The following is a 25,225-nucleotide window of genomic DNA, read 5'->3' on the forward strand; positions in this document are numbered from 1 at the left end:
AAAGTTTTATATAATATATTTTTATTTTTCTTCATTTCTGTATACACTAATTTTCTTATTAACATAACCATTTATGAAAAAAGCGAATAGTAAAAGCACTACAAGTGAACTACTTAACAAGTAAATTAAATCAAATGTAATATTAATCATCATTTCATTCATGTATACCAGGCTCCTTTTTATTTAAAGTAAAAGTATATTTTGATAGACTAATCTACTAAACATAGACATCTTACAATTCATCTTCAGTCAATCTCTTTGTAGTATATGTATACCCTTCCTAACCTTTTCTAAACGTAAAAAACTATAATTATATTTTTTCTTATTTATATGTTTAACATTTTTTAAAACGGGTATGTTTATATTGTTATGCTTACTATATGGAAAGGAATATTACGATGAACGCCATTCACTCTACTACTATTTCTTATAATGAAACACCTACAATAACTCAAATTCATCATTTTTATGCTTTAATGACAACATTTCAAACGAATGTATTTATAAGTAAACACGGAACACTTACTTCTATTAAAAACTTAAGCACTCTAGTATCCTTTTTCCTTACTGTAAAAAAGAGAGATCTTGTATTATTTATTTTTGAAGGAATAGATGCAAAAAGAGCTTTAAGAACACTCTTCCCTTCTTAAAAGTTTTGTTATCCCCTATTCCCTCGATTGTTACTTTTCATATATAGTTTTATATTTCAAAATGATTTCCTCTATTAAAAAAGAACCCCCTAATACAATAGGGGGATTTCTAGTTTAGCCTTATGAAAACTGATATAATATATATTACGTTTTTCATTCTTTAAAATAGAAAAGTTTTAATAACCTTGAAGGTAGGAATTTTTAATGAACTCGAAAGCAAAATTTAGTATTCGCTACAAAATTATGGCTGGTTATTTAGTTATCATTTTGTTCTTACTTGTTTCTTTCATTATGTTGAACAATGAGATTTCTAATTTACAAAAATCTCGTAATTTTATTATTGATCACGATTTTAAAGTTCTCAATTTAACAAATCAAGTGGAGAAAGATTTACTAACAATTGAAAATAAAGCGAAAGGGTTTATCATTTCTAATAATCCAAATTACGTACAATCTCTTAATTCTGCGGAAAAGGATTACGAAAAGCATTATCAAGATCTTTTCTCATTATTAGAGGATAACCCATCTCAGCAAGAAAAATTAAAACAGATTAACGAAAATATTATTAGTTGGATAAATAAAGAGATTCACCCACTCATTGCAAATAATAATAGTAATAATGTACAAACAATCGACACGACTCAAATTCAGTCATTACAGTCACAGGTAACTAACTTCCGTAGCACTGAGGAGCAATTAACGAAAAAAAGAGCAGCACAATTAGATACTGAAAATAATAAATTAGAGATTTGGTTATACAGTTTATTGTTCTTACTTTCTTGTATTTCTATTATCATTTCACTCTATATTTCGAATTCCATTACAAAAACGATTAAAAATGTAATTCAAGTTATTAAATCCATTTCTTCTAAAGAAAAAATCACGGAAAGAATTCATGTAAACACACGTGATGAAATAAAAGATCTTGCTCATACAACGAATCACCTACTAGACGAAATATCGAAAAGAGAGTGGTTACAAACGGAGCTTGCAGAATTAATTTTAATGTATCAAGGTGTATCTTCTATTGAGATGTTAGGTAAAAAAATTCTTAGTGGAATTATACAAAAAACGCAAACTTCTTGCGGTGCATTTTATGTACGTGAAGAATATGAAGAAACTGTCTACTATGTGAAAAAAGCTTCTTTCGCCGATCAAGGTGCTGATATTGGGAAACAATCCATTCAAATGGGTGAAGGTTTCATTGGACAGTCTGCCTTAGAAAAGAAAAGTTTTATTCTCAGGGATATACCCGAAGAGTTTCGTTATGTCACTAGCGGAGTATTAGAAATACGTCCTAAAAATCTATTAATCATCCCTATCTTATTTGAGGATGAAGTAATCGCAGTAATGGAGTTAGTAAGTGTAACTGAGATTTCAGATTTACATCAAGATTTAATTCAACAAACCGTTGATAATCTAGGTTTAACAATCCATAGCATTATGGGACGTATGCGAATTCAAACTCTTTTACATGAATCACAAGCAATGACAGAAGAGTTACAAGTTCAATCAGAAGAATTGCAAACGCAAGCGGAAGAACTACAAATGCAAGCAGAAGAATTACGAACAACGAATGAACAATTAGAGTCTAGAACTGAAGAGGCTGAGCAGAAGACAGCTGACTTACAAATTACCAAATCAGAATTAGAAGAAAAAGCAAGCGAGTTGTTACGCAGCTCAAAATACAAATCTGAGTTCCTAGCAAATATGTCACATGAATTACGCACACCGTTAAATAGTATTTTACTATTATCTGAAATGTTAAGAGAAAATCATGATAACAATTTATCCGACGATGAAATTGAATTAGCAACTGTCATTCATTCATCAGGGAAAGACTTACTTACTTTAATTAATGACATACTAGATTTATCTAAAGTAGAAGCAGGCAAACTAGACATCATTTTTGAGGCAACGAACATAAGTGACATGGCAGCCAATATGCATCAAAACTTTTTACATATAGCTGCACAAAAAAATGTCGAATTTACTATTGAGGACAGTGATACGATTCCTGATCTGTTTTATACAGATGCAAAACGGATTGAGCAAATTATTAAAAACTTATTATCCAATGCATTTAAATTCACAGAAAAAGGATCCGTTTCTTTACATTTTGATTCGATAGAAACAACCAATTTGAGTCATGATATGCAGTCTATAAGTAAAGATTGGATTACAATTTCAGTAAAAGATACTGGTATTGGTATCGCTAAAGAACAGCATCAACTTATTTTCGAAGCCTTTCAACAGGCAGATGGAGCAACGATTCGAAAGTATGGTGGTACAGGATTAGGTTTATCTATTTGTAAAGAGTTTGCTAAATTGTTAGGTGGTTGGATTACGTTAGAGAGTAATGTAGGAGAAGGTAGTACTTTCACGGTATATATTCCTAACCTTCCAAATGGATTACATGATATACAGTTATCCAATTTAGAAGTCGCAGCAACGATAGAAGATGTTATTCCTGCTGAAGTTGTGGAAGAAACTATCGTTACTCCCGAAACAAATAACGTCTTCCAAGAGAAAACCATTTTAATTGTCGATGATGATCATCGAAATATATTTGCGTTACAAAACGCATTAAAAAAACAAAATGCCAACATTATTACTGCCCAAAACGGCATAGAGTGTTTAGAAATACTAAAAAGTAATACAAATATTGACCTTATTTTAATGGATATTATGATGCCTAATATGGACGGTTATGAAACGATGGAAAATATCCGAATGAACTTAGGGTTAAATGAAATACCTATTATCGCATTAACTGCTAAAGCAATGCCAAATGATAAGGAAAAATGTTTATCTGCTGGCGCTTCAGATTATATAAGTAAACCATTAAATCTACATCAACTCTATTCGGTAATGAGTGTATGGTTAATAAAATAAGTGAGGTTTAGTTGGAGTGGAAAATAAGTATTATAATTTTGATCCATCAGTAGATACGGATGAGCGCACGAACTTAGAAATTGAATTACTATTGGAAGCGGTATTTAAACTATCAGGATTTGATTTTCGCCAATATGCTCGCACATCTATTTATAGAAGGATTTGTAATCGAATGCAGCTCTCTAATATCCCAACCATTTCAAAATTAATTGAAAAAGTAATTCACGAGGAAGGGGTTTTAGAACAGTTATTAAATGATTTCTCAATTAATGTAACTGAGATGTTCCGTAACCCTGCCTTTTTTAAAGCGCTTAGAGAGCATGTTATTCCTGAATTAAAAAAGCATCCCGAAATTAGAATTTGGCATGCTGGATGCGCAACTGGTGAAGAAGTATTATCAATGTCCATCTTACTTCACGAAGAAGGATTAAGTGAAAAGTCGGTTATTTACGCAACAGATATGAATACAAATGTGTTAGAAAAAGCAAAACAAGGTATCCTCCCGTTAAATAAAATGCAAACTTATACGAAAAACTATTTACAAGCTGGCGGTACACAAGCGTTTTCTAACTATTATTCAACAGATAATCGTTTTGCTTATTTTAATCCATCACTTTTACAAAACATTATTTTTGCACAGCATAATTTAGTAACCGATCAATCTTTTAACGAGTTTCATATTATACTTTGTCGTAACGTTTTAATTTACTTTACAAGTAAACTTCAAAATCAAGTGCAGCAACTATTTTATGAAAGCTTAGGTCACAATGGTTTTCTATGTTTAGGGAATAAAGAAACTCTTCGTTTTTCAAATATAATGCCGCATTATACTCAATTTAATCCTAGCGAACAAATTTATCAAAAAATACAATAAAAAGCGTATGAAATCCTCTGTTTGGATTTCATACGCTTTTTATTTCGCATTCGTTTGTATCATAATGAGACACATATCATCTGATTGCGCTTTCTTTTGTTCTTCCTTGTAAAACCCTTCTATCTCGCCTTCTAAATCTCCCCATTTTCTTTCTGTAAAAGTACGTAATTTCTCTTCAGCCTCAAATTCATCATTTGCAATTGCTTCAAGAACACCATCTGTAAACAATAGTATTTGAGCGTTCTTCTCAAAAGGTATAACTGTCTTTTTAACTTTTATTTCATCAAAAAATCCTACCGCACAACTCCCGCGATCTAGTTCAACTACATTTGTTTCATCAACTAAAACATATCCAGAAGGATGCCCTGCATTTACATATTCAACTGTTCTATCTTCTGTATTAACAACTAAGTATATCGCCGTAAAATAATAGGGAATATTATCATTTTCATTATGTAAAAGGGTCATATATTTATTTAATTCTTTAATAACAAGTTCTGGATCAATTAAACATTTAATCGTTTCACGTAATACAGACGAAATAAACATGCAAACTAATGAAGCAGATACACCATGTCCCATCACATCTAATAATATAATACCGTAGCGATTTTCATCGATTTTATACCAATAATACATATCTCCAGCTAGTTTAAATGAAGGTAAGTAACTTGCTTCAATTTTTATATGATCTTCTCTTAATGGGCTACTTAATAAGTTTCTTTGTACTTGCGTAGCTAAATCTAGTTCATTCCGAAGATTTTCTTCTTGTTCTTTATGCCAATTTAATTCTGATTTCAAGCGTAATGCTACACGCATACGTGCTAATAATTCAACTTTATTTATAGGTTTCGTAATATAATCCATTGCCCCCATATCAAGAGCTTCGGCCAATTTATTTGCATCCTCTAAAGCTGTAACAAAAATAATAGGAATATCTTTAAACTTCTCCTCTTTTTGTAATCGCCTACAAACTTCAAGTCCATCAATTTCAGGCATCATAATATCTAATAGTATTAAATCAATTTCATTATACCTGGAAGAATCTTCTCCAAATTGAATGTATTCGAAAAGCTCTTGTGCAGAATTGAGCGATACAAGATCATGATATCCGGCTTGTTTTAAAATCTTCTCAATTACAAATATGTTAACCGGATTATCATCAACAATTAAAATGGACACAAGTTATTTCCCCTTTTCTTATTTAAAATGTAAATCTATTATTATTTTCTATTTTTCTAGTATTACATACTCAGTTACAAAATGAAAATTTCTTACTCAAACATATTTATACAACAAAAGAACAAACCCCCAGAAATAGGAATTTGTTCTTTCACTCTATAAATTTCTACTTTTAATTTAACACCATTGCTTTATCATTTAAAAGACGATCTAATTCTTCCATATGATTAGTTTCATCTGCAATCATATCTTCTAGCTTTACAACTAACTCTGTCATATTTAATTTCGCTGCCTGTTCTTTTCTCGTTTCATAACGCTTAATTGTTTCATATTCTGATTGTCTAGCGTATTCTAACATTTCTCTAACATCTTCTACTTGTTTCACTGATAAAGGGATCGTAGTAGGTGTACCACCTAGCGTCTTAATTTTCTCCGCTAAATATAGGGCATGTCCTTGTTCATCACTAATTTCAGATTCAAAGAAAGGCTTTAACACTTGTCTATATATACCAGAAACTGTAGCTGCATTATGGTTATACATAATGATTGCTGCGTATTCTCCTGCTAAATCTTCATTCAATCCTTCGATTAGTTCTTTCACATCGTGTGACATTTTCATATCTCCTCCTATACTTAATAAGTACCCCTTTTCTCATGTTTTAAACATCATTATTTTAAATTTTTATGTATCTAAAAATGCGGCTTGCTTCAATTTACTTATCGCTTGTCTTTTAATACGAGAAACGTGCATTTGTGAAATACCTAACCGTTCCCCTGTATCTTTTTGATTTAAATTTTCTCCAAATATATAATGAATAACACTCTTTTCCGTGTCATTTAATACGTTAAAAATATCCTTTAAAACGAGACGCCTTTCTGTCTCTTCATATCCTTGCTCTACTTCACCTACAGATTCAATTCTCGCTACCGAACTACCATCAGATGCATTTTCAACTACATCATCTAAGGAAGATACTCGATAATTATTTTTAGCATCCATAATCTCTAGAACTTCCTCTTCCGATAGTCCTAAATGATTTGCGATTTCTATAATCTTCGGCGAACGTTGCAGGTGATCTGTTAACTCCTCTATCGCAAGTTTAATTTTTCCGCCTAAATCTTTAATTCGCCTTGGAACGTGAATGCCCCAAGTTTTATCGCGTAAATACTTCTTTATTTCCCCTACTATCGTAGGTATTGCAAAAGGCTCAAAAGCATTCCCTATCGAATAATCATACCTTCTTATTGCACCTAAGAGCCCTAACATGCCTACTTGTATAATATCCTCATGCATCGGCCCGCCTTTTGAATAGCGATATGCAATGGAATATACGAGATTTTTATAATGATCAACTAACCTTTCCTGCGCTTCATTACATTGGTTTTGTTGGAAGTCTGCAATTAGTTTAATAACGTCTTCTTTAGTAAGATTCGTAGGTTGAGATTGGATTTCCATCATTCTCCACCTGCTCTCTTTGTATATATTTTGTCATTAAAACCGTCATGCCCTCATCATGCATGATTTGTATATCATCCATTAACGTATTGATTAAATATAAACCTAAACCATTTTCCGGCAAATGTTCTACTGGTTTACTAATATCATACGGACCAACTTTTCTTTTTAAGTTATTAAAATCAAAGCTAACCCCATTATCCGCAACCATAATTTCTAATCGATCTTCATATAGCCCAAAGACAATTGTAATTTCTCCAACGTCTTCTTTGTATGCATGTTGTACAATGTTTGTACACGCCTCACTAATAGCAATTTTCATATCTTCTATATCGTCATAAGCAAAGCCTATTCGATTCGCAACACCAGCCATTGTTAAACGAATAATAGCCACATATTCTGCCTTTGCAGGAATTTTCATTTCTATCTTTTCAAATCTCTCCATCATCCCTAGTCACCTTCTTTCTACTTTTTCAAAATCAGAATTCAAATTTAATATTTCCGTTAATCCTGTAATATCGAATAATCTTTTTAATCTTTTAGATACACCGATAAACTCTAGTTTTCCATCATTTTTCTTAACCGCTTTTAATAGAGCTATAAAAACACCTAAACCAGTACTATCCATATAATCTACGTTATGAAAATCTACTACAATCTGAACCTCTTTTTCGCTTGCAATAGGCATAATCTTATTTTTTAAATCTGATGCCGTATACGCATCAATTTCACCATTAAGTTGTACCGTATAACCTACATCATTTTGCAAAATATTTATTCCTAAATTCATCATTTCCGCCCCCTTATCTCGAACTTTTACTATTTAATTACCCATAAAAATTAGTTTTAAACATATTTTTTTATTTTCATTATAAATAAATTTTCTACACCTTTCTCGGCTTAACACGTAAAAAATACTACCAAATGTTTAAAACTTATAAATTTGTGTATGTATAATGTATAAACATTATTTTTAGGGGGATCTATCTATGGAAGAGCACAACTTTAAAAAGGGAGATTTTGTTCAATTTTCTTATCGACACGATCATGCTACAAAATTAGTTGGTTCCATTATTAATATACTAACGAATACAATTGTAGTTGATATAAGTAATAGCGAGGACTTATCTCATATAGAACCAAGGCAAGTCGTAAGAATAAATAATTGTAAAAAGGTAACGATGGCTTAATACATAATAGAAAGTGTAATGTTAATGAGTGGGGGGTTCTTCATCCTCCACTCATTCCTATGTAAAATACATAAAAAAGCATCCAAATTAGTTTAATTGGATGCTTTTTTATGTATTTTTATCAGTTCATTAACTTTATAACTATATATAATAAACTTAAGATTACTATTTATTATCATACTTACGCTTTCCGCAGCATTCTAGAGAAGAATGTAACGATTAAAATAAAGACGATTGCACCTAATAACGCTGGAAGAACAAAAATGCCTCCCCATTCAGGACCCCAATGACCAAATAACGCACTACCTACCCAAGATCCGATTAATCCGGCAATCACGTTTCCAACTATACCTAACGGAAAGTCTTTTCCTGTAATCATTCCAGCTAACGCACCAATAAGTCCACCTACAATACACGTAATAATAAGTCCCACAATTAAACCTCCTATATTCGTTTTATATTGAATTCATCAAGCTTTAGTATGTAACTAAAGCTTGATGAACATATATTATTCTTTATTATCCAATTCATCACTTATCTTTTGTTTCACTTTTCCGACTTTTTCTTTTATCGTTCCCTTCGTTTTTTCCCACTTACCTTCATTTTTCAACTCTCTATCTTCTGTAACTTCACCAATTCCTTCTTTTACTTGTCCTTTTTTCTTTTCAACTTTACCTTTAACTTGTTCTTTTAGTCCGTTCTCACTCATATTTACAATCTCCTTTTCGTAATAGATTTATAGATTTAAAGGATACAAATTTAAATAGAATACATGCATCTTCTTTCTTGTAACCATTCACCGACTCTTTCTAAATCCTTAACGAATAACAAGATTTTCCCTTCATCCAGTTTTTCTTCATAAAAGTTCGCTTCTTCCTCATTAAGCCCTAACTCTTGCATTTTATTTCTTAACTGATCTCCTGTTTTTTGAAAGACGTTAATAATGCTTGTCCCAAGTCCCTCCTCTTTTATCCCAATTGTATTCACGTCTGCATTGTCCGCAATTCTATCTGTCCTATCTTTCTCATGCGTTAATACGTAAATATCTTTTTGGTCTATTCCTTTTTTCACGAGATCATTCGCCGCATTCATGACCTCTTTCTCCGTAATAAATTCATATACAAAAGGTTTACTATACTTCGTTTCCATCTTTAACTTCCTCCTTTAAAATGAATTATTTGTTATATTATATGTAGTACACCCATTTTCGAAATGTTAAACATAAAATATGAAAAAAGTTATGTGAATTTTGATTTTAATAGAGAATGAACATCATCATTTACCACTTTAAAACATCTTCTCCTTACAATAACTACCTAAATTAACAGAAAATTGTTATAATTAAACTTGAGGAGGGATACTATGAAAAAAATCATATCTATATGCGCTCTAACCGCTCTATCTTTCAATTTAATAGGTTGTACAAGCACCTCGGCTACAGATAAAGCTTCACAAGTTAAGCAAGAACATAAACAAAATACCTTTCAATTAAATTCTGCTAATATTACAGACATTGAAATACTGAAAACAACAAATCATACTACTTCCAAATCTCAAACAGACAACGAAAAAATGATACAATCTATCGTTTCAGCAGTCCAAAAAGGCACTCCTAAACAAATCACACTAGATCAAAAAAAGAGAGAATCTGCACATTCTACTATTACTGTTACATATAAAGATGACTCAAAAGAAGAATTTCTTGTGTGGGCTGATAATAAGGAGCAAATTTCGATTGCTAAAGATGAGAAGAAAGATAAGGTAGAAGGTGTGATAGTGAATATTAAAGATGCTAAAATAATGAAGGATTTCTTTTAAAATTCTAATTAACGTTAAAAAAAAGTAGGATTACATCCTACTCTTTTTTTAATCATGCTCAATAAATAGACCTTTATAAAATCTATTTAAGGTCTAATTTTGCTAAATCATGTTGTAAAACATTATTTCCTTCTTGTGGGTTAAATACGATTGCACTAAGACCAAAAACATTCGTAACAACATCTCTATCTTTCGGACGAATGATTCTTACTTCATAAGCAAAAAGTGCTGGAGGAAGAGCTGCTGAACGAAAAGTAACATATCGATTAGGTGGCAATGTTTGTGTTGAAGGGTCTATTAATGGTAATAATACCGGAGAACCTGATGACCAATCAAACATTTCAACTGTTACTCTACGAGTATCATCTGGATCAACATTCATAGCTTCAACAGTAAGAAATAACGTAGCGGAATGTCTACGTAATACACCCGTTGATAAAGTTTCATTATGATGTTCAAAGCATTTTTTTGGAGGGTGACCATAGCCATAACTCATACCAATTCCCCCCTTTCATTTACAATTAAGGACAAGTATTCCTTATAATATATAATGCTATTATTCTTTTATTGAAAGGTATAAAAGCGGATTTCTATCTATATTATTAGATATTTTATTTTTCATTTATTCGCTCTTAAATAATAAAGTGAAACTTTATTCCAAACAATATTGTTATTGCACCAAAGTAAAACAAACTGGACAACCTAGATTTCAAACTGTAAGATTAGATGTTGGTGAAATCGGGCAGCAAAGCATATATAGAAAATAGGTGTTAATGTTGAAAATCAATAAAAAATTTGAACCATTAATTTTTAATATCTTTATGATTTTAGGCATATCTAGTATTATCTCTTTCGTCATGGTTTCAATGAATGTTGGATATACAGCTTTATTTCTCAAATCATGGATGAAAACATGGGGAATTGCTTTCGTACTTGCATTTTTAGCTTCTAAATTATTACCCTTTGTAGTTAAAAAGATAATGAAAATCTTCACTTTTGTTGAGAATGATGCTTAAGAATAAAGTGATGTACTGCGTAGGTTCATTCCAATTAAAAGAGTTTATTATCACAAAAACTTAACCTAGTAAAATTTTTCAAATCGAAGGAAGACACCTTAAAGGTTGTCTTTTCTTTATAAGTAAAAAAAGCCCGCCTATTTCCGTAGGCGGGCTTTATCTTTATTACACAATACGAAAGTATACTCTCTTTTTCACTGAAATTTCATGTAATTATACATATTCATAAAAATACATGTTTTGATGGACTTTATCTATATACTCATGGCAGTAATCCATTGAAAATGTATCTTCTTGAAAGCAAAACTCTCTTTTAGAAAAAAAAAGACACCCTAAAGTTCATTCCTCCGACTTGAACCTCTTTAATTTTAATAATATGTATTGGACTCTTATCTAAAAAATAATCTAATGTATTCCAATAAGAGAAAGATAATGATAAAATAAAAGTGCAACAAGATGTTGCTTAGTTTTTAAATTTTATGGGAATAACACAAAAGCTAGGTTTGGTCGCCAAGTTTTTTCATTCCTATCGGTCATGAAATACCCCGGTTGGTCGCTGGGGTATTTCTTTTTTATTAACGTATATATAGGTCTATTATGGACAAAATAAAATATAATCTTAGTAGAAGATAGAACACTGACATCTTTGCCGCTTCTAAATCACTTTGGTCTTGTGCGAAGAAAGTATGGTCAGTACTTTCAGCTCAGTGTTCGATCTGCTTTAGTTTTTGAGTTGAGTGTTGCTAATCATAGCAGCACTTTTTTACATTCCAATTTGTTCTTTGATGAATTGAATTATATGTTTTACAAACTGGCTTTGCGTGAAGAAGTAATGAATATTTCTCAGTACTGTCGTCCACGATGCTAGATTACTTACGAAAGACTGGGATTCTGTCTTTTTGGTCGCCTTTTTTTTACGTTTTTTCATTCCTGTCCCTCCCTTCATAAGGGAAGGGCAAAGATGGCACATTTTATATTTTAAAGAGTTGTATAGAAGAGGACAAGCTATTCATTAGCAAAATAAAGAAAAGACACCCTAAGGTGCCTTCCTCCGACTTGAACCACTTTAATTTTAATAATATGTATTAGACTCCCATCCAACTATTATTTTACTATGTTAAGTTATTTTTGTTTATTGAGAAATACAATAATTTATTTATGTTGGTCGTCTGTATGGTCCATGCAGCGATTAACAAGAGGACAATAGCAGTGATGACACCTAAAAGTCATTGCTTGAGCTGATGGCTAGAAACATAAGCGTTACTGTGTATTTATGAAATTTCATTATAAGCAACCTCCTAGTGGAACTGCACATTGGTAGAAAAAAATATATACTTCTTTCTACTTGATAAGTTCTTATTTTAATCATATATAAAAGGAAATGAAACCGGCTATAACAATCAATGGAAGGATTACTGCGAGTTTATTTTTTAGAGGGACACGCTTGTCTGGGACGCCGGGGTGGATAACAAAAGCTAGTAAAACAATTACTCCAATAATACCTAAAAGTGTATGAATGATGATCATCCTCCTAAGTAATATTATTATTAAAATTATATCACATTCAAATGTTTATAAAGTAAATATTTTACAATATAACCCAGATGTTGCATTTTTAAATTCAAAAAAGCCCCTCAAAGCATCAGCTTTAAGAGACCCCATCCTATCATCTTCTCTCTTCATACAATCGATTCGCTTTATACGAGCAAACGAAAAACATACATGTCGCAACGGGGATAAATGTCAAAAAAAGTCCTCTCATTAATGCAAATGGCGTTTCAAATAAGAATGACCATAGAAATGATACACCTTGCTTATCCCATAATCCTGGCGTCAAGTATAGTTCTTTCGGATTTACAAAGGCTCCTAAATTCATTGTATTACTATACATAAATAAAAATAATATTGGCAAATAACAGATCGCTAATTCTAAAAATGTTTTAGATAGACGCTTATACTTCCCTGCTCGTGACATTGGATCTGAAAAAATGTCATCTTCACTTTCCTCATTTACCTTTTTAAAATAGTACGTACCTGACCAACGATTACCAGCTATATGCTCCCAGCCACTATCTTCAAATAATGTACAGTAATTAATAAAGTCACTTTTTCTACTAAATACTCTATGGTCTATTTTTATCGTCGCATCTTCTGGTTCTGCATATCTAAATGTATAACCAAATGTAGTGCTTTCCAGTTGATAGCCTTTCCAAGCCATCTCTTCTAACCATTTTTCCTCTTTCTCAAAGTCTAAAAAGAATTTCAATCTCCACATCATCGTTTCCCCCTAACTATACGTGTAATAAACTCTTTGTAACCTCAATAATGTGCTGCATTCTCATAAAGTCTAAGTGCAATACTTCTTTCCCTCGTTCCGTAATGACATACACTTTTCTTCGTTTATCTTCACTTTTTACTGATTCTATTAACCCTTGTTTTAATAAATTTTCAACCGCACCATACAATGTACCCGCTGCGATTTTCACTTGATGATTACTCAGTTCCTCCACCTTTTGCATAATTAAATATCCATGAGCTGGCTCTAATAAAGCTAAAAGAACGTAATACGTTGTTTCCGTTAATGGTAAATTTTTATCTCTATTCATAAAGACCTCCAATGTAACGATAAATATATAGTTAAACTGCATAGTTTAACTATATACAGTTAGACTGTATATGTCAAATGTAGGAATAACTTTATAACCCAAAACAAAAACGCTACCTTTTTAAAAGATAGCGTTTTTGTTTTACCCTTGCTTATTCTTCGCCTTCATTTGCTCTTCATAAACAAACTTCGCGGTCATAAAGTCGTTAGAAAAATCTTTCAATGCATTCTTCATTACATTTAATTCTTCTTGTGATTTAATTTCAATACTGTTTAAGAAATCAAATGCTTTTGATTGTTCCTCCGCAACAAAGTTTTGTGTCATATAATCATCTTGGAAGTCTTTCTTCGCCTTTTCTTTTACTTTATTCATTGCCTCTGTTTTGTTTATGCTTTTCATTGGGTTTTCGAATGCTCCAGTAGGTTGTTCCGTTTTTGGCTCTTCTTTCTTTTCCGGCTGTTGCGCTGGTGCTGGTTGTTGTGGTTCCTGCTTTGGTTGTTCTTGTTGAACCGGCTGCTGCGCTACTTGTTGCTCTTTTTTCGCTAACTCATCTTTTAACTTCTTCACTTGCTCATCAAGAGATTTTTTTTCAGTTTCTAACACACTCATATCACTTTTCAACTTTTGCGTTTCTTCAAAATGTTCATCTACTAATTTATTATATTCTTTCTCAGAGTACATTTTTTCACTAGTTGATGTCGTTTTCTCTTTCGTAACAACTACATTAATAATTACAAATAAGGCTACAATTCCTATTAACGCACCGAAAATCTTCTTTTTGTTCATGATTAATCCTCCAAAATGTAAAATTTCAAAAATTATCATAACAGACCAATTCGCTTTCCCCTGTCATATTTTGTCGAATCAATACAATAAAAAAAAGCATCTGAAACAGATGCTTTTTCTCATTCTTAATACGTAAACGTAATTGTTACTAAAGAATACCCTTCTTTCGCATTGTAAGGCTCCGCTTTATAAGAAACTCGATTTGCCCCTTGCGGATAATCGATTTCGCCAATTGCCTTTTTCACATCTTGCAGTGCACCATTCATTGATTGCTTGTATAGCACTTCAATTTTCTCTGGTTTTGCACTATAGCGTTGCTGCATTTTATTTTTTAATTCGGTATAGTTATTTGCGATATATTCATTTCCTAAATAGTTTAACTTTGTATCTTTTAATATTTGTTGATATGCAGGCGTTTTCGTACTACCTGCCGCAATTTTGTTTGTCAGTGTACTATAATAATTCGTTGTAGCTTGCGGGTAGTCTCCGCGGTTCCACTCATGATTTCTTGCGATTTGTTCATCTGATAAATTGAAATACGAATACGTGACGCGGCCCTGCTCATCTGGCACTGGATCATCGAATGTTGTATCAAGGTGATACCATTTGTTTTCGATTTTCACTAAATTCCAAGCATGAGGTTGTCCGTCCCCAGTTCCTGTCACAAAATGATTTTCAATTCCTGCTTCTTTTAATAATTGATAAGTTAATAGTGCGTAACCTTGGCAAACCGCAGAACGATTTACAAGTGCTTCATATGCTGTGTAAGCTTTATAAGACGTATCATAAGAAACATGCTTTACTACGTAATCATGAATCGCCTTCACTTTTTCATGATCATCCATTCCAACTTGAGTAATAGAAGAAACGATTGCTTTCGCTTGTTTCATGACATATTCCGTCTGTTCTTTCGTTTCACGATATGTAATCTTAAGCGTAAACGTATAATTTCCAGGTGATCCAGAAAGTCCATATGAAACATTCGATCTATTATTATTTGTATACTCATTTTTACTTGCAACTTCTTTATATGCGTTAAAAAGTGTATTCATCACTTCTTCTGTATTATTATTTTTCGTTTTATATGGAAGTGTAATATTTGTCTCGTATGTATTAATACGCTTTTGTACTTCCTCTTTAAAAGCTGTTAATAATGCCGCATCTCCTGTGTCTTTCACATCGGCATTTTTATATTTCAAAGTTTTATATAAAAACTGCGCATACTGTTCACGTGTTACTGTGCCATACGGTTCAAAATTCCCGTTCCCTGTGCCATCTGCGATTCCATTTGACTGCACCGCACTAATTGCATTTTCTGCCCAAAATGGATTTGGAACATCCTTAAAGGTATGTTTTTGTTTTGCCGCAAGATGGAAAGCATTTGTAAGAATTTGTGCCATTTCCGCACGACTCACAGAAGCTTTCGGTCTAAATTGGCCATTTTCATCACCTTTAAAAACTCCTAAATTCGTTAAAGTTAACACCTCTTCTGGGAACATTGTAGAACTTTGATTAATATCACCGTAAGGATTTTTAAACGTAGATCCATCCTTTAATACGTAACGAGTTCCATCATTACTAAACGAACCGCCTTGTTTATTCGGTACTAACACTCGATAAATTAAAGCCGCAACTTGCTCCCTTGTCGCAACATCTCCAAAACCAAATATCCCATTTCCATAACCGGAAATAATATTTTTACTCGCTAAATCTTTAATCGCAGGATATGACCAATGTGATGTCGGCACATCAGAAAAAACACCCACTTCAGCAGCTTTTACATCGCTGCCATTTGTATATAACAACGCACCACCAATCAGTGATAATGATGTAATTGATTTTAATAGTTTTGTGTACATAATGTCTTCTCCCAATACGTTCTCTATTTTTGTTGGTTTATGTCGAAAAATCTAAAAATATGACAAAATATATTATACAATTAAAAGTTTTCAAGGGATATATTGAATTTTAAAATATGCAAAAATTCATATTGTTATAAGGATTCATAGTGATATTATATTATTTTACTTGCGAATATATAAATAAAAAAACGCTCATTTGAGTGTTTCATCTATATACCCAATCACTACTTTTTCTTCACTTAGAGCTCTTCTTCGGTAATAATCCTTCGATCTAACAACTCTTTATACTTCAATATTTCTTCAGCCCCACGGCTCTCCATGCGTATATTGTATAACACTTGTTGTATTAAACTTTGATTGTTCCGTTGAAACATTTACTCCATTTAGAGATAATTCTATTGAATTTTTCACTACTAATCACAAAAATATCTTATAATCTTTATATAATAAATTAATGTATTAGGGGTAGATAAAATGCCAGTTACACTCGAACTTATTCTTTTCATTCTTATAGCAATTAGTGCTGTTGGCTATTTAATAAAAGAATTTCAAAAAACTAGGAAACGAACACTTGGAATTTCACTAGAATTTTTAGTTCTTTTCTGGTCAATATGGAGAATATCAACTATCATAATCTAATTTATAAAACATGAATTCCTTCGAATGAAGTGAAACTCTAATCAGCGGGGTTATAGGATAAATTTACCAGTATTTTTACCACAACATCTATGTTAAAATCCCTTGTGAGTACGACATAACTCGACCTTATGAAGCTCCGCAGCTTTTATCGCGGAGCTTTTTTTATTTAAAATAACTATTTTGCTCATTTTTTTGATACATTTACGAAACATTCATATGTTACGTTATATAAGTCCTTTTTTAAATCATATTCATTCTAGCAAAAAGTCCTAGTCCCCCTAGGACTTTTTGCATTCAAATAATGAGTTGTCTTTTTTCTCAATAACCGAAACTATTTAACGTGGTAAAATAATAATTGGACTGGCATCCAATACCATATTACAATGGAGCAAATCGCAAGAAGGCACCTTAGGGTGTCTTTTTTATAGAGAATCATTTTAAAAACTACAAATAAAAGAACCTCAATAAATGAGGTTCAAAAAATCTACTATTTTAAATTACCTTCGTAAAAAGCAACTCCATTTTGAACATGTTTTAAATACCACGTAATCGTCCCGCCACAAACATTTTCATTAAAACTATTAGCATATACTCCATTTGAGTAATAAAGAGTTCTTTTGAATTTACCATTAGAATACTCATAAGGAATTGAGCATGTGGCTTGCTTCGGAGAGCTCACAGCTTTTTGTGTATCAGCTGAAGCTGCACCAATTCCTCCTGTTAATGCAATACCTGTTGCTAACGCTCCTACTACTAATTTCTTGAACATAATAAATCCCCCTTTAATAGTTTTTATGGATTACAACTTAAATGTATCACCTTTATAATTTATGTAAATATCTTGAATATGTAGAAATGTTTATTTAATTATTGTTAATATTGGAATTTCATTTTATCAAATGGAAAATAGAGGAATTGGAAAGGCATGTGAAAATACAGATAGGTTTATATTAAATGAACGTGGTTCAAGTCGGCGGAAGGCACCTTTAGGTGTCTTTTTTTGTACATAAAAAAATCTCACCATCTTATAGAAACGATAAGCCCTTTAAAACAATAATTGCAACTATATTAATTTTACATTACATTAAGGTTAGAGAATATCATACTAATAAAGTGTTAAATAGTAGGTGGGGAAAATGGAATTTAACGATTTGGGTATTACCATTAAAGAACTTAGAATTAAAAAAAACATATCACAATCCGACTTATGTCATGGAATATGTTCACAAAGTCAAATTAGTAAGATCGAAAAAGGTGTGATTTATCCATCTAGCATATTATTATATCAATTATCTGAAAGACTTGGTGTTGATCCAAATAATATATTTGCACTAACTCAAAACAAGAAATTAAAATATACAGAAAATGTAAAATACGTAATGAGGGATTGCATAAGGCAACATCAATATAAAGATCTTTATGAAATAGTAACAAGAGAAAAATACACAAATAATTTTCAAACAAAAGAAGATAAACAATTTCTACTATGGCATGAAGCAATTGCTATATATTGTGTCAATAACTCAACAAAAGTGGCTTTAACTCTTTTAAATAATGCACTAAAACTAACTGTAACCAATATTGATTTTTTATCAGAGAGAGAAATAGATATTCTACATACAATGGCTATACTTCATGCAGAAAATAAAGAATACAAAAAAAGTATTACTATCCTTAAAAGATGTTTACATAATTTTAACAAATTAGATTTTCCTAGAGATAAAGAAATTAAATTGAAAATCATTTATAATTTAGCAAAAAATTTAAGTTACACATATCAATACGAAGAAGCAATAAAATACATTGATAAGGGTATCCAATTAGCTATTAATCTAAATACCTTTTACTTATTGGGTGAACTATACTATGGAAAAGGTTCAAATTTATTAAAGCTTAAACAATATAATGAAGAAGATGTTGCTAATAACATGAAAAAATCATTATTTATATTTGAATTAACAAAAAACGAAAAAAAATTACAAATAATTAAAGAAGAATATTTTGAAAACAAAAATAACCACTCATAATTTCTTAAAAACTACTTATAAAGTTCACAGGAAAAATCCCAATAGTTTTTAAACCTAGAACCATATTATTGTTTCAATTCAGAGGAAGGCACCTTAGGGTTTCTTTTTTTATTTTCAAAAGGAACTGCTCAATTAATTCTTAAAAACATACTAAGAAACATTGTTTTATTTATCCCATTTCCATTCATGCTATATATAAAATTCTTTAATAAATCCACCTCAAACATACTTATATGCATAAGAGTATGTTTGAGGTGGAACTCCTTCAAATACTAGTTCCTTTTATAAACCGTTTTTTGATGTAGATGACATTATTCTCAATACAATAGAATGAATTATTGGAACATATTTAGCAATATATATCAAAAAACAATATTAAGAAAACCCCCTCCACCTTAAGGTAGAAGGGATCTTCTAATTTCTATTTCAAACTACCTAAAATTTCTGTAAAGATAACCCCAAGCGTATGTCCCCCTGCATCTGGATATCCTAAACTTCTTTCACCAACTACCGCTCCTCTGCCGAATGATCTTTCACCGATAGATTGTATGCCGTGAAGTGCTACTTATAACATTTCAATTCAGATATACGACAGTAAAGAATACATCATCACTGTGTCAGCAAGCAAAAGTGTATTCTGCATTTCTGAAAACAGTAGATGGCAGATTATGACCTACTGAATCTGCTAAGAAAGAATATACAAGAACATCCTTAACATCCTCTCTATTTCCACTAATGATGACATCAAGGAAATCTTCTACTTGGAATTCTGGAGTAAACAACACAATCTTAGTTGTTCTGTTTGGTTCTAAAGAAACAAAAGTACGAGAGATTTCAACTAATTCATTTTGAGTTGGGAAAAAGGTGTTTCGACTTCTCTTAACAGTTACCGTTACATTACTAGTATGACAGCGTGAATCATTGTTTAACATAATGTTGAGAGCAGTTGGAATAATCCCATTTTCAGAAACTGGAACTCGAAACACTCCAGTAGATTTATGAGCCATATAATCACATCCTTCCAAAATAAAATATATTTACAATATATTAAATGCAAAAAACGTTCATTTTGATATGGACAAATTACATGATTAATATATCTATAATAACCCTCGGTATTACTAAGCCAATGTTTTAAAAGATTAACAAATATCGCGAGAACCAATCGAATGTATATTAAAAGTAAAAAGAATAAGTTGTCTAAAAGACCCCCTATTTTGAGCCAATAATGAGACATTATGTTAATCTTATATGTATAGTTGCACAAAATTGAGAAACTTAAGGAGACAGATAAATTTTATGAGAAAATTATCTATATTACTTACTTTCATTCTAGTATTAGTCAGTGTTACGGCTGCTTGCACACAAGATAAAACAGATAGTGCCGTTGAAAATGGTCCAATAGAAGAACCAACCGCAAAAAATGAAAATGAAGAATTAATAAATTTTGAAGAAAAAGAAGATATGAGCCGCTTGGAACAAGGTATTTTATTAGTTGGTGAGAGTGTTAAGGGAGGCTATTACTTGACCGCTGTTCAAAGTGCCTATTTAAATGCTAGCAACGATTCCGTAGTTGTTAATGTCTCTGTAAAAAATGTACGAGGTCAAACGATTGGACTATCAGAATTAAAATATAACTTAAAAGATGAAAAAGACGGAAAGATCTATAAAGGAAAGGTGCTTGATCAAAACCCTTCTGATATACAAGTTAAACCAAATGAAACGGTAGAATTGAAAATAGCTTTTGAAGTACCACGTACCGCAGATGAATATATGTTTTATATTGAAAGCTCTTTAGACCCTCTACAAACATACTGGAAAATTGATAAGCTGCAATCACAAACAAACTAAGTCTAAAATAAGCAAAAAACAATGAAAAATTTAATATAGATACAAATGAATACTATATAAACGTAAGACCATTGATTTAATGAATCGTTGGTCTTTTTCAAAAAATGCCCCATTAAAAACTAAGAGATAAAAAAGAACTAATCTCGAGAAGAGATTAGCTCAATATATCCAAAGCTATTATGGTACATAGTTTTATGAGCAAACGTTATATAATGTTGTATGGGATACATAACCTGTCATCCCTTTATATGTAACTTTTAACCACTGTTTAGAATTACTGTAATGACCTTGAACATATTCACCAGTTACCCATGTTCCAGTAATTTTCGTACCATCATTAAATGTATGTAAGACAGGTGAATCGACAGTATAACCACTGCGCATCTTTGCACCATATACACCTACCGTACCTCCCTTTGCACAAGCTGCTACTACATTTTGATTTTCAGTAGCATTCGTAGCCGCGAAAGCAGAGCCGTTAAATGTAAATAAAGTAAATATAAAAGCTGTTAGTACTGTACAAATAGATAAACGACGTAACAAAATAAATTCCCCCTTTTTTTATAATTTACTTCTTCACAAATGATTATCTTAAATATTCTAACTATTTTCAATATATTAATGTTGAGAAATATTAGTTGTATTTTTGAAATAAGATTTTATCAAAAATAGTAACAAACTCATATTTTACTGAGAAAGAACCGAAAGAAGTCTTCTACATATCAACTATATAAAAACCCCTCCACCTTAAGGCAGAGGGACTTTCCAATTACTATTTCAAACTACCCGCAATCTCCGTAAAGATCACCCCAAGTGCATGTGCACCTGCATCTGGATATCCTAAGCTTCTTTCACCAACTGTACCAGCGCGGCCCATGCGAGCTACGATTTCTTTCGTGTACTCTGCTCCTTTGACCGCTGCTTCTGCTCCTTTTTCAAAGGCAGTTTTTATGTCTACTTCGTTTGAGGCGCTATCTAACCAAGAATCTACACATGGAGCAAGTGCGTCAACAAGTGTTTTGTCACCAACTACTGCTCCTCTGCCGAATGATCTTTCACCGATCGATTGGATGCCTTGCAGTGCTGCTTGCAGCATTTCAGCGAATTCTTTCACTGTTAACTCACGCTTCTCGCCTGCTGCTTTACTAGCTGCGCGGAATGCTCCGCCCCAAATTGGACCAGAAGCGCCGCCGCAATGTTCCATAATAATCATCGAACAACCGTCAAGGAATGATCCGATCGTTACGTTCTCTTGATCTACAATCGAATGCCACTCACGTTTTAATTGCTTAAATCCTTTTGCTACACTCATTCCGAAGTCGCCATCACCAGCATGCGTATCTAGCTCACAGAACGGTACTTCATTTTTAATAATAACGTCGCTCATTTTATCAACGAGATAAATCATGTTGTTTAATGTAATGACATTATCTTTAATAACAGCGTGCTCTTCCGCAGTTTCTAGTTCAAAAGAAACTTCCTTCTCTTCTGTTTCTTCAAGTACATTTACATACTCTACACTTTCAACTGGTCCATCTACTTTAAACGCTGGTGTATTACATTCTTTTGATAGTAATGTTTTTAGCTCTTCATCTAACTTCATTACCGTTAAAGACATACCAGCCATATCAATACTTGTCATATAGTTACCGACGAATACTCTATTAATTTTAATGTTTCTTGCAGCTAGTTCTCTCGTAACGGCGTTGTTAAATAAGTAAAGTTCTTGCAGTGGTGTTCCGCCAAAACCGTTAACTAGAATTGCGATTTCCTCGCCATCTTTTACTCCTAAATCTTTTACAAGATCATTTGTCATACGGTTCGCTAGTTCATCTGCTGACAGCATTTTTTCACGCTTAATTCCTGGTTCGCCGTGAATACCTACGCCGTATTCCATTTCATCTTCCGCAAGTGTGAAAGTAGGTGATCCGCTCGCTGGAACTGTACAAGACGTTAACGCTAAACCGATTGTGCGCACGTTAGCCGCTGCTTTTTCTGCTACAGCTTTCACCGCTCCTAAATCCATACCTGCTTCCGCTGCTGCGCCGGCAATTTTATGAACTAAAATAACGCCTGCAACGCCGCGGCGTCCTACTGTGTACAGGCTATCTTCTACCGCAATATCATCGTCCACCTTTACGTAGTCGACTTCAATTCCATCTTCCGTCGCTAAATGCGCACCGTTTTTGAAATTCATAATATCGCCGCTATAATTTTTAATAATTAATAACGTACCTTTTTTACTAGCTGTCTCTTTAATCGCTTGGTATACCTGAATTTGTGAAGGTGACGCAAACACATCTCCGCACACTGCCGCATCTAACATTCCTTTTCCGACTAATCCTGCATGTGCCGGCTCGTGACCACTACCGCCGCCACTAATTAACGTTACTTTGTTTTCGTTCATTTCTTTCTTCTTGATGACTTTATATTTTTTCAAAAGCTCAAGCTCTGGATGAGCCATAACCATTCCGTTACACATTTCCATTACTAATGTTTCTGGTTTGTTTATAATTTTTTTCATTGTAGTTCTCCCTCAATTCCTTTAATATATTGTGATATATTTGAAATCTTCTTCTTACTATCCATGTTAAAATGAAAGCGTTTTATAGTAAACGGACAAAATGGACAATCTGTCTAAAGACACCGCTCTCATTTATGGGTAGGATTTTCATATTACTAACATTCTAGGGATGATTGAGATGACCTCTTCTATAATTTCTAAAAAGATAATCGCGAACTCATTGAAGTATTTAATGGAAACAGAGTCGTTTCATAAAATATCAGTGAGCGATATTATGTTACACTGTCAAATGCGTAGGCAAACTTTTTATTATCATTTTAAAGATAAATTTGAACTATTAAGCTGGATTTATAGAGAAGAAACGAAAGAAAATATTATAGACTTTCTCGATTATGAAAAATGGGAAAACATTTTCGATTTATTATTTGATTACTTTTATGAAAATCAAAAATTTTACCGAAATGCTTTTAAAGTCATTGAGCAAAACTCGTTTAATCACTATTTATTTGAGCATACGAAAAACTTATATATGAAGATTATTGATGAACTATCTATGAGCTGTGGATTCAGCCTTTCTAATGAGACAAAAAATACGATTGCCTCCTTTTATAGTCACGGCTTCGTTGGAACGATAAAAGATTGGATTGAAAGCAAGTGCGAAGTAGATCCATCCGTTATGTCTTCTCTTATGAAAAATATGATAAACAATCAATTACTACTATTACTTGAGCAATCAGCAAAGTAATTAAAGGGGGGCAAAAGCAATGAAAAAGATTATGAATGATGTACAAAATATCGTTCAAGATATGCTGCATGGCTTTTATTTTGAACATAACGACAAAGTAAATTATGACGAAACAAATAACATCATTTATGTAAAAGATATTGAAAAACTAAAGCAAAACGTCGCGATTATAAGCGGCGGTGGTAGCGGACATGAACCCGCTGATATTGGCTATGTAGGAAAAGGAATGCTTACGGCGGCAGTAAACGGCAGTATTTTCACTCCGCCTACAGTGGAACAAATTATAATGGCAACTCGCCTTATGCCGAAAGATAAAAGTATACTATTCATCATTAAAAACTTTAAAGATGACGTTGAAAACTTTCTAGCGGCTGAGCAGATCGCTAAAGAAGAAGGAAGAAAAATTGACCACATCATCGTAAATGACGACGTTTCAATTGAAGATGATGCTTCTTTTAATAAAAGAAGACGCGGCGTCGCTGGTACTGTTTTCGTTCAAAAATTATTAGGTGCGGCCGCTCTTGAAGGCCATTCTCTAGAAGAACTAACAACACTTGGCCACTCTATAACTGAAAACTTACACACATTAGGAGTTGCCCTTTCCCCTGCCAACGATCCAGTAAAAGGAAAAGCTTCATTCACATTAAATGACGATGAAGTGTTTTATGGCGTCGGCATCCATGGCGAAAAAGGTTACCGTAAAGAAGCACTATCCTCTTCTGAAATATTAGCGATCGAACTAATGAACAAACTAAAAAGCATTTATCGCTGGAGAAAAGGAGACAACTTCGCTATCCTCATTAATGGACTCGGCGCAACTCCATTAATGGAACAATACATTTTCGCAAACGACATTCGCCGTTTGTGTGAACTTGAAGGATTGCAAGTGGCATTCGTAAAGGTTGGTACACTGTTAACTTCTTTAGATATGAAGGGTGTTTCGCTTAGTTTGCTTAAGGTAGAGGATTTGGATTGGGTGAAGTGGTTGAAGGCGGATGTTAGAGTGGGTAATTGGTAAGTAAAAATTATGATGATAAAAGCCTTTAACTATAACAAGTTAAAGGCTTTTTGCAAATTGAAATATCGCTCGAGCGTTCAAAAGAA

General features: G+C 32.5%; 31 protein-coding genes. 10 read left to right on the forward strand and 21 right to left on the reverse strand.

The window, feature by feature from the left end:
• Positions 1-21 precede the first annotated feature (21 nt).
• Positions 22-162 (reverse strand): hypothetical protein, encoded by a 141-nt coding sequence (locus GBN91_RS28830; protein ID WP_001004570.1) that lies wholly within the window; start codon positions 160-162, stop codon positions 22-24.
• Between the two features lie 236 nt (positions 163-398).
• Between GBN91_RS28830 and GBN91_RS10495 the strand changes: the two genes are divergently transcribed.
• The 3 genes from GBN91_RS10495 (at position 399) to GBN91_RS10505 (ending at position 4,419) form a co-directional block, all read left to right on the forward strand.
• Positions 399-650 carry a hypothetical protein gene (locus GBN91_RS10495; RefSeq protein ID WP_000991357.1) on the forward strand — a complete coding sequence of 84 codons (252 nt, stop codon included), beginning with the start codon at positions 399-401 and terminating at the stop codon, positions 648-650.
• 204 nt (positions 651-854) lie between these two features.
• Positions 855-3,545, forward strand: coding sequence for an ATP-binding protein (locus tag GBN91_RS10500; RefSeq protein WP_152121451.1), 2,691 nt, complete (start codon positions 855-857; stop codon positions 3,543-3,545).
• Positions 3,546-3,561: 16 nt separating this feature from the next.
• Positions 3,562-4,419, forward strand: a complete 858-nt coding sequence (locus GBN91_RS10505; protein ID WP_000429036.1) for a CheR family methyltransferase — start codon at positions 3,562-3,564, stop codon at positions 4,417-4,419.
• A gap of 39 nt (positions 4,420-4,458) precedes the next feature.
• On the opposite strand, the gene GBN91_RS10510 is transcribed toward GBN91_RS10505, so the two are convergent.
• From GBN91_RS10510 to rsbV, 5 genes are all read right to left on the reverse strand, one after another.
• The gene (locus GBN91_RS10510) at positions 4,459-5,601 is read right to left on the reverse strand and encodes a fused response regulator/phosphatase (protein WP_152121452.1); all 1,143 of its coding nucleotides are present in this window, start codon (positions 5,599-5,601) and stop codon (positions 4,459-4,461) included.
• Between the two features lie 172 nt (positions 5,602-5,773).
• Complete coding sequence (locus tag GBN91_RS10515) at positions 5,774-6,214, reverse strand: ferritin-like domain-containing protein (protein ID WP_000017742.1); 441 nt, start codon at positions 6,212-6,214, stop codon at positions 5,774-5,776.
• 69 nt (positions 6,215-6,283) lie between these two features.
• The gene (gene sigB / locus GBN91_RS10520; RefSeq protein ID WP_016122036.1) at positions 6,284-7,060 is read right to left on the reverse strand and encodes an RNA polymerase sigma factor SigB; all 777 of its coding nucleotides are present in this window, start codon (positions 7,058-7,060) and stop codon (positions 6,284-6,286) included.
• Positions 7,023-7,505: an anti-sigma B factor RsbW gene (rsbW, locus tag GBN91_RS10525; RefSeq protein WP_000970572.1), complete on the reverse strand. Its 483-nt coding sequence runs from the start codon at positions 7,503-7,505 to the stop codon at positions 7,023-7,025. Before rsbW ends, sigB begins: the two co-directional genes overlap by 38 nt.
• Positions 7,506-7,511: 6 nt before the next feature.
• Positions 7,512-7,850 carry an anti sigma b factor antagonist RsbV gene (rsbV, locus tag GBN91_RS10530; RefSeq protein WP_002023450.1) on the reverse strand — a complete coding sequence of 113 codons (339 nt, stop codon included), beginning with the start codon at positions 7,848-7,850 and terminating at the stop codon, positions 7,512-7,514.
• 196 nt (positions 7,851-8,046) lie between these two features.
• On the opposite strand from rsbV, the gene GBN91_RS10535 reads away from it, so the two are divergent.
• A complete protein-coding gene (locus GBN91_RS10535) occupies positions 8,047-8,247 on the forward strand; it encodes a hypothetical protein (RefSeq protein ID WP_000391011.1) in 201 nt (66 codons plus the stop codon).
• A 181-nt stretch (positions 8,248-8,428) separates the two neighbouring features.
• On the opposite strand, the gene GBN91_RS10540 is transcribed toward GBN91_RS10535, so the two are convergent.
• From GBN91_RS10540 to GBN91_RS10550, 3 genes are all read right to left on the reverse strand, one after another.
• Positions 8,429-8,680, reverse strand: coding sequence for a GlsB/YeaQ/YmgE family stress response membrane protein (locus GBN91_RS10540; protein WP_000522903.1), 252 nt, complete (start codon positions 8,678-8,680; stop codon positions 8,429-8,431).
• Between the two features lie 75 nt (positions 8,681-8,755).
• Complete coding sequence (locus tag GBN91_RS10545) at positions 8,756-8,956, reverse strand: CsbD family protein (RefSeq protein ID WP_001293468.1); 201 nt, start codon at positions 8,954-8,956, stop codon at positions 8,756-8,758.
• 50 nt (positions 8,957-9,006) lie between these two features.
• Entirely contained in the window at positions 9,007-9,396 is a 390-nt protein-coding gene (locus GBN91_RS10550; RefSeq protein ID WP_000448802.1) for a YflT domain-containing protein, read from the reverse strand.
• A gap of 213 nt (positions 9,397-9,609) precedes the next feature.
• Between GBN91_RS10550 and GBN91_RS10555 the strand changes: the two genes are divergently transcribed.
• Positions 9,610-10,065, forward strand: coding sequence for a hypothetical protein (locus GBN91_RS10555; protein WP_000720832.1), 456 nt, complete (start codon positions 9,610-9,612; stop codon positions 10,063-10,065).
• A gap of 82 nt (positions 10,066-10,147) precedes the next feature.
• Here GBN91_RS10555 and GBN91_RS10560 read toward each other — a convergent pair whose 3' ends face one another.
• Positions 10,148-10,561 (reverse strand): hypothetical protein, encoded by a 414-nt coding sequence (locus tag GBN91_RS10560; RefSeq protein WP_000120217.1) that lies wholly within the window; start codon positions 10,559-10,561, stop codon positions 10,148-10,150.
• A gap of 280 nt (positions 10,562-10,841) precedes the next feature.
• On the opposite strand from GBN91_RS10560, the gene GBN91_RS10565 reads away from it, so the two are divergent.
• Positions 10,842-11,081: a DUF2798 domain-containing protein gene (locus GBN91_RS10565; protein ID WP_000700224.1), complete on the forward strand. Its 240-nt coding sequence runs from the start codon at positions 10,842-10,844 to the stop codon at positions 11,079-11,081.
• Positions 11,082-11,844: 763 nt separating this feature from the next.
• Here the strand turns inward: GBN91_RS10565 and GBN91_RS28835 are convergent.
• The 7 genes from GBN91_RS28835 to GBN91_RS10590 all read right to left on the reverse strand — a co-directional run bounded on the left by GBN91_RS28835 (position 11,845) and on the right by GBN91_RS10590 (position 17,743).
• Positions 11,845-12,009, reverse strand: coding sequence for a hypothetical protein (locus GBN91_RS28835; RefSeq protein ID WP_000746319.1), 165 nt, complete (start codon positions 12,007-12,009; stop codon positions 11,845-11,847).
• A 738-nt stretch (positions 12,010-12,747) separates the two neighbouring features.
• Entirely contained in the window at positions 12,748-13,359 is a 612-nt protein-coding gene (locus GBN91_RS10570) for a DUF2812 domain-containing protein (protein ID WP_152121453.1), read from the reverse strand.
• A gap of 13 nt (positions 13,360-13,372) precedes the next feature.
• On the reverse strand, positions 13,373-13,687 hold the full coding sequence (locus GBN91_RS10575; protein ID WP_001078066.1) for a PadR family transcriptional regulator: 315 nt from the start codon (positions 13,685-13,687) through the stop codon (positions 13,373-13,375).
• A 141-nt stretch (positions 13,688-13,828) separates the two neighbouring features.
• Positions 13,829-14,473: a hypothetical protein gene (locus tag GBN91_RS10580; protein WP_152121454.1), complete on the reverse strand. Its 645-nt coding sequence runs from the start codon at positions 14,471-14,473 to the stop codon at positions 13,829-13,831.
• A gap of 125 nt (positions 14,474-14,598) precedes the next feature.
• Positions 14,599-16,332 carry an S-layer homology domain-containing protein gene (locus GBN91_RS10585; RefSeq protein ID WP_017673389.1) on the reverse strand — a complete coding sequence of 578 codons (1,734 nt, stop codon included), beginning with the start codon at positions 16,330-16,332 and terminating at the stop codon, positions 14,599-14,601.
• 242 nt (positions 16,333-16,574) lie between these two features.
• Positions 16,575-16,709: a hypothetical protein gene (locus tag GBN91_RS29440; protein WP_264299186.1), complete on the reverse strand. Its 135-nt coding sequence runs from the start codon at positions 16,707-16,709 to the stop codon at positions 16,575-16,577.
• 752 nt (positions 16,710-17,461) lie between these two features.
• Positions 17,462-17,743: an LCI fold-containing protein gene (locus tag GBN91_RS10590; protein ID WP_000473814.1), complete on the reverse strand. Its 282-nt coding sequence runs from the start codon at positions 17,741-17,743 to the stop codon at positions 17,462-17,464.
• A gap of 367 nt (positions 17,744-18,110) precedes the next feature.
• Here GBN91_RS10590 and GBN91_RS10595 point away from each other — a divergent pair, with 367 nt between their 5' ends.
• Positions 18,111-19,001, forward strand: a complete 891-nt coding sequence (locus GBN91_RS10595) for a helix-turn-helix domain-containing protein (RefSeq protein WP_152121455.1) — start codon at positions 18,111-18,113, stop codon at positions 18,999-19,001.
• Between the two features lie 421 nt (positions 19,002-19,422).
• Here the strand turns inward: GBN91_RS10595 and GBN91_RS10605 are convergent, their stop codons facing one another.
• A complete protein-coding gene (locus GBN91_RS10605; RefSeq protein ID WP_080016860.1) occupies positions 19,423-19,551 on the reverse strand; it encodes a DAK2 domain-containing protein in 129 nt (42 codons plus the stop codon).
• 67 nt (positions 19,552-19,618) lie between these two features.
• Positions 19,619-20,008 carry a hypothetical protein gene (locus GBN91_RS10610; protein WP_000940664.1) on the reverse strand — a complete coding sequence of 130 codons (390 nt, stop codon included), beginning with the start codon at positions 20,006-20,008 and terminating at the stop codon, positions 19,619-19,621.
• A 292-nt stretch (positions 20,009-20,300) separates the two neighbouring features.
• Between GBN91_RS10610 and GBN91_RS10615 the strand changes: the two genes are divergently transcribed.
• Positions 20,301-20,852: a DUF4352 domain-containing protein gene (locus GBN91_RS10615; protein ID WP_001228902.1), complete on the forward strand. Its 552-nt coding sequence runs from the start codon at positions 20,301-20,303 to the stop codon at positions 20,850-20,852.
• Positions 20,853-21,044: 192 nt separating this feature from the next.
• Here GBN91_RS10615 and GBN91_RS10620 read toward each other — a convergent pair whose 3' ends face one another.
• Positions 21,045-21,395, reverse strand: coding sequence for an SH3 domain-containing protein (locus GBN91_RS10620; RefSeq protein ID WP_000946193.1), 351 nt, complete (start codon positions 21,393-21,395; stop codon positions 21,045-21,047).
• 229 nt (positions 21,396-21,624) lie between these two features.
• Entirely contained in the window at positions 21,625-23,376 is a 1,752-nt protein-coding gene (gene dhaK, locus GBN91_RS10625) for a dihydroxyacetone kinase subunit DhaK (protein ID WP_152121456.1), read from the reverse strand.
• A 178-nt stretch (positions 23,377-23,554) separates the two neighbouring features.
• Here dhaK and dhaS point away from each other — a divergent pair, with 178 nt between their 5' ends.
• Complete coding sequence (dhaS, locus tag GBN91_RS10635; protein WP_061113231.1) at positions 23,555-24,121, forward strand: dihydroxyacetone kinase transcriptional activator DhaS; 567 nt, start codon at positions 23,555-23,557, stop codon at positions 24,119-24,121.
• Between the two features lie 19 nt (positions 24,122-24,140).
• A complete protein-coding gene (gene dhaQ, locus GBN91_RS10640) occupies positions 24,141-25,139 on the forward strand; it encodes a DhaKLM operon coactivator DhaQ (protein ID WP_152121457.1) in 999 nt (332 codons plus the stop codon).
• Positions 25,140-25,225 lie beyond the last annotated feature (86 nt).

The organism is Bacillus sp. B1-WWTP-T-0.5-Post-4 (assembly GCF_009183795.1).
In the GTDB taxonomy this organism is placed as follows: Bacteria; Bacillota; Bacilli; order Bacillales; family Bacillaceae_G; genus Bacillus_A; species Bacillus_A cereus.

What these genes read in the sequence shown, in the direction of transcription:
- GBN91_RS10610 (WP_000940664.1), bottom strand. Translation starts at nt 20,008, where the DNA reads ATGGCTCATAAATCTACTGGAGTGTTTCGAGTTCCAGTTTCTGAAAAT.
- GBN91_RS10595 (WP_152121455.1), top strand. Translation starts at nt 18,111, where the DNA reads ATGGAATTTAACGATTTGGGTATTACCATTAAAGAACTTAGAATTAAA.
- GBN91_RS10615 (WP_001228902.1), top strand. Translation starts at nt 20,301, where the DNA reads ATGAGAAAATTATCTATATTACTTACTTTCATTCTAGTATTAGTCAGT.
- dhaS (WP_061113231.1), top strand. Translation starts at nt 23,555, where the DNA reads ATGACCTCTTCTATAATTTCTAAAAAGATAATCGCGAACTCATTGAAG.
- GBN91_RS28835 (WP_000746319.1), bottom strand. Translation starts at nt 12,009, where the DNA reads ATGAAAAAACGTAAAAAAAAGGCGACCAAAAAGACAGAATCCCAGTCT.
- GBN91_RS10585 (WP_017673389.1), bottom strand. Translation starts at nt 16,332, where the DNA reads ATGTACACAAAACTATTAAAATCAATTACATCATTATCACTGATTGGT.
- GBN91_RS10550 (WP_000448802.1), bottom strand. Translation starts at nt 9,396, where the DNA reads ATGGAAACGAAGTATAGTAAACCTTTTGTATATGAATTTATTACGGAG.
- GBN91_RS10495 (WP_000991357.1), top strand. Translation starts at nt 399, where the DNA reads ATGAACGCCATTCACTCTACTACTATTTCTTATAATGAAACACCTACA.
- rsbV (WP_002023450.1), bottom strand. Translation starts at nt 7,850, where the DNA reads ATGATGAATTTAGGAATAAATATTTTGCAAAATGATGTAGGTTATACG.
- rsbW (WP_000970572.1), bottom strand. Translation starts at nt 7,505, where the DNA reads ATGATGGAGAGATTTGAAAAGATAGAAATGAAAATTCCTGCAAAGGCA.
- GBN91_RS28830 (WP_001004570.1), bottom strand. Translation starts at nt 162, where the DNA reads ATGAATGAAATGATGATTAATATTACATTTGATTTAATTTACTTGTTA.
- GBN91_RS10555 (WP_000720832.1), top strand. Translation starts at nt 9,610, where the DNA reads ATGAAAAAAATCATATCTATATGCGCTCTAACCGCTCTATCTTTCAAT.
- GBN91_RS10590 (WP_000473814.1), bottom strand. Translation starts at nt 17,743, where the DNA reads ATGTTCAAGAAATTAGTAGTAGGAGCGTTAGCAACAGGTATTGCATTA.
- GBN91_RS10535 (WP_000391011.1), top strand. Translation starts at nt 8,047, where the DNA reads ATGGAAGAGCACAACTTTAAAAAGGGAGATTTTGTTCAATTTTCTTAT.
- GBN91_RS10500 (WP_152121451.1), top strand. Translation starts at nt 855, where the DNA reads ATGAACTCGAAAGCAAAATTTAGTATTCGCTACAAAATTATGGCTGGT.
- GBN91_RS10575 (WP_001078066.1), bottom strand. Translation starts at nt 13,687, where the DNA reads ATGAATAGAGATAAAAATTTACCATTAACGGAAACAACGTATTACGTT.
- GBN91_RS10560 (WP_000120217.1), bottom strand. Translation starts at nt 10,561, where the DNA reads ATGAGTTATGGCTATGGTCACCCTCCAAAAAAATGCTTTGAACATCAT.
- GBN91_RS10515 (WP_000017742.1), bottom strand. Translation starts at nt 6,214, where the DNA reads ATGTCACACGATGTGAAAGAACTAATCGAAGGATTGAATGAAGATTTA.
- GBN91_RS29440 (WP_264299186.1), bottom strand. Translation starts at nt 16,709, where the DNA reads ATGTTTCAACGGAACAATCAAAGTTTAATACAACAAGTGTTATACAAT.
- dhaQ (WP_152121457.1), top strand. Translation starts at nt 24,141, where the DNA reads ATGAAAAAGATTATGAATGATGTACAAAATATCGTTCAAGATATGCTG.
- dhaK (WP_152121456.1), bottom strand. Translation starts at nt 23,376, where the DNA reads ATGAAAAAAATTATAAACAAACCAGAAACATTAGTAATGGAAATGTGT.
- GBN91_RS10570 (WP_152121453.1), bottom strand. Translation starts at nt 13,359, where the DNA reads ATGATGTGGAGATTGAAATTCTTTTTAGACTTTGAGAAAGAGGAAAAA.
- sigB (WP_016122036.1), bottom strand. Translation starts at nt 7,060, where the DNA reads ATGATGGAAATCCAATCTCAACCTACGAATCTTACTAAAGAAGACGTT.
- GBN91_RS10580 (WP_152121454.1), bottom strand. Translation starts at nt 14,473, where the DNA reads ATGAACAAAAAGAAGATTTTCGGTGCGTTAATAGGAATTGTAGCCTTA.
- GBN91_RS10545 (WP_001293468.1), bottom strand. Translation starts at nt 8,956, where the DNA reads ATGAGTGAGAACGGACTAAAAGAACAAGTTAAAGGTAAAGTTGAAAAG.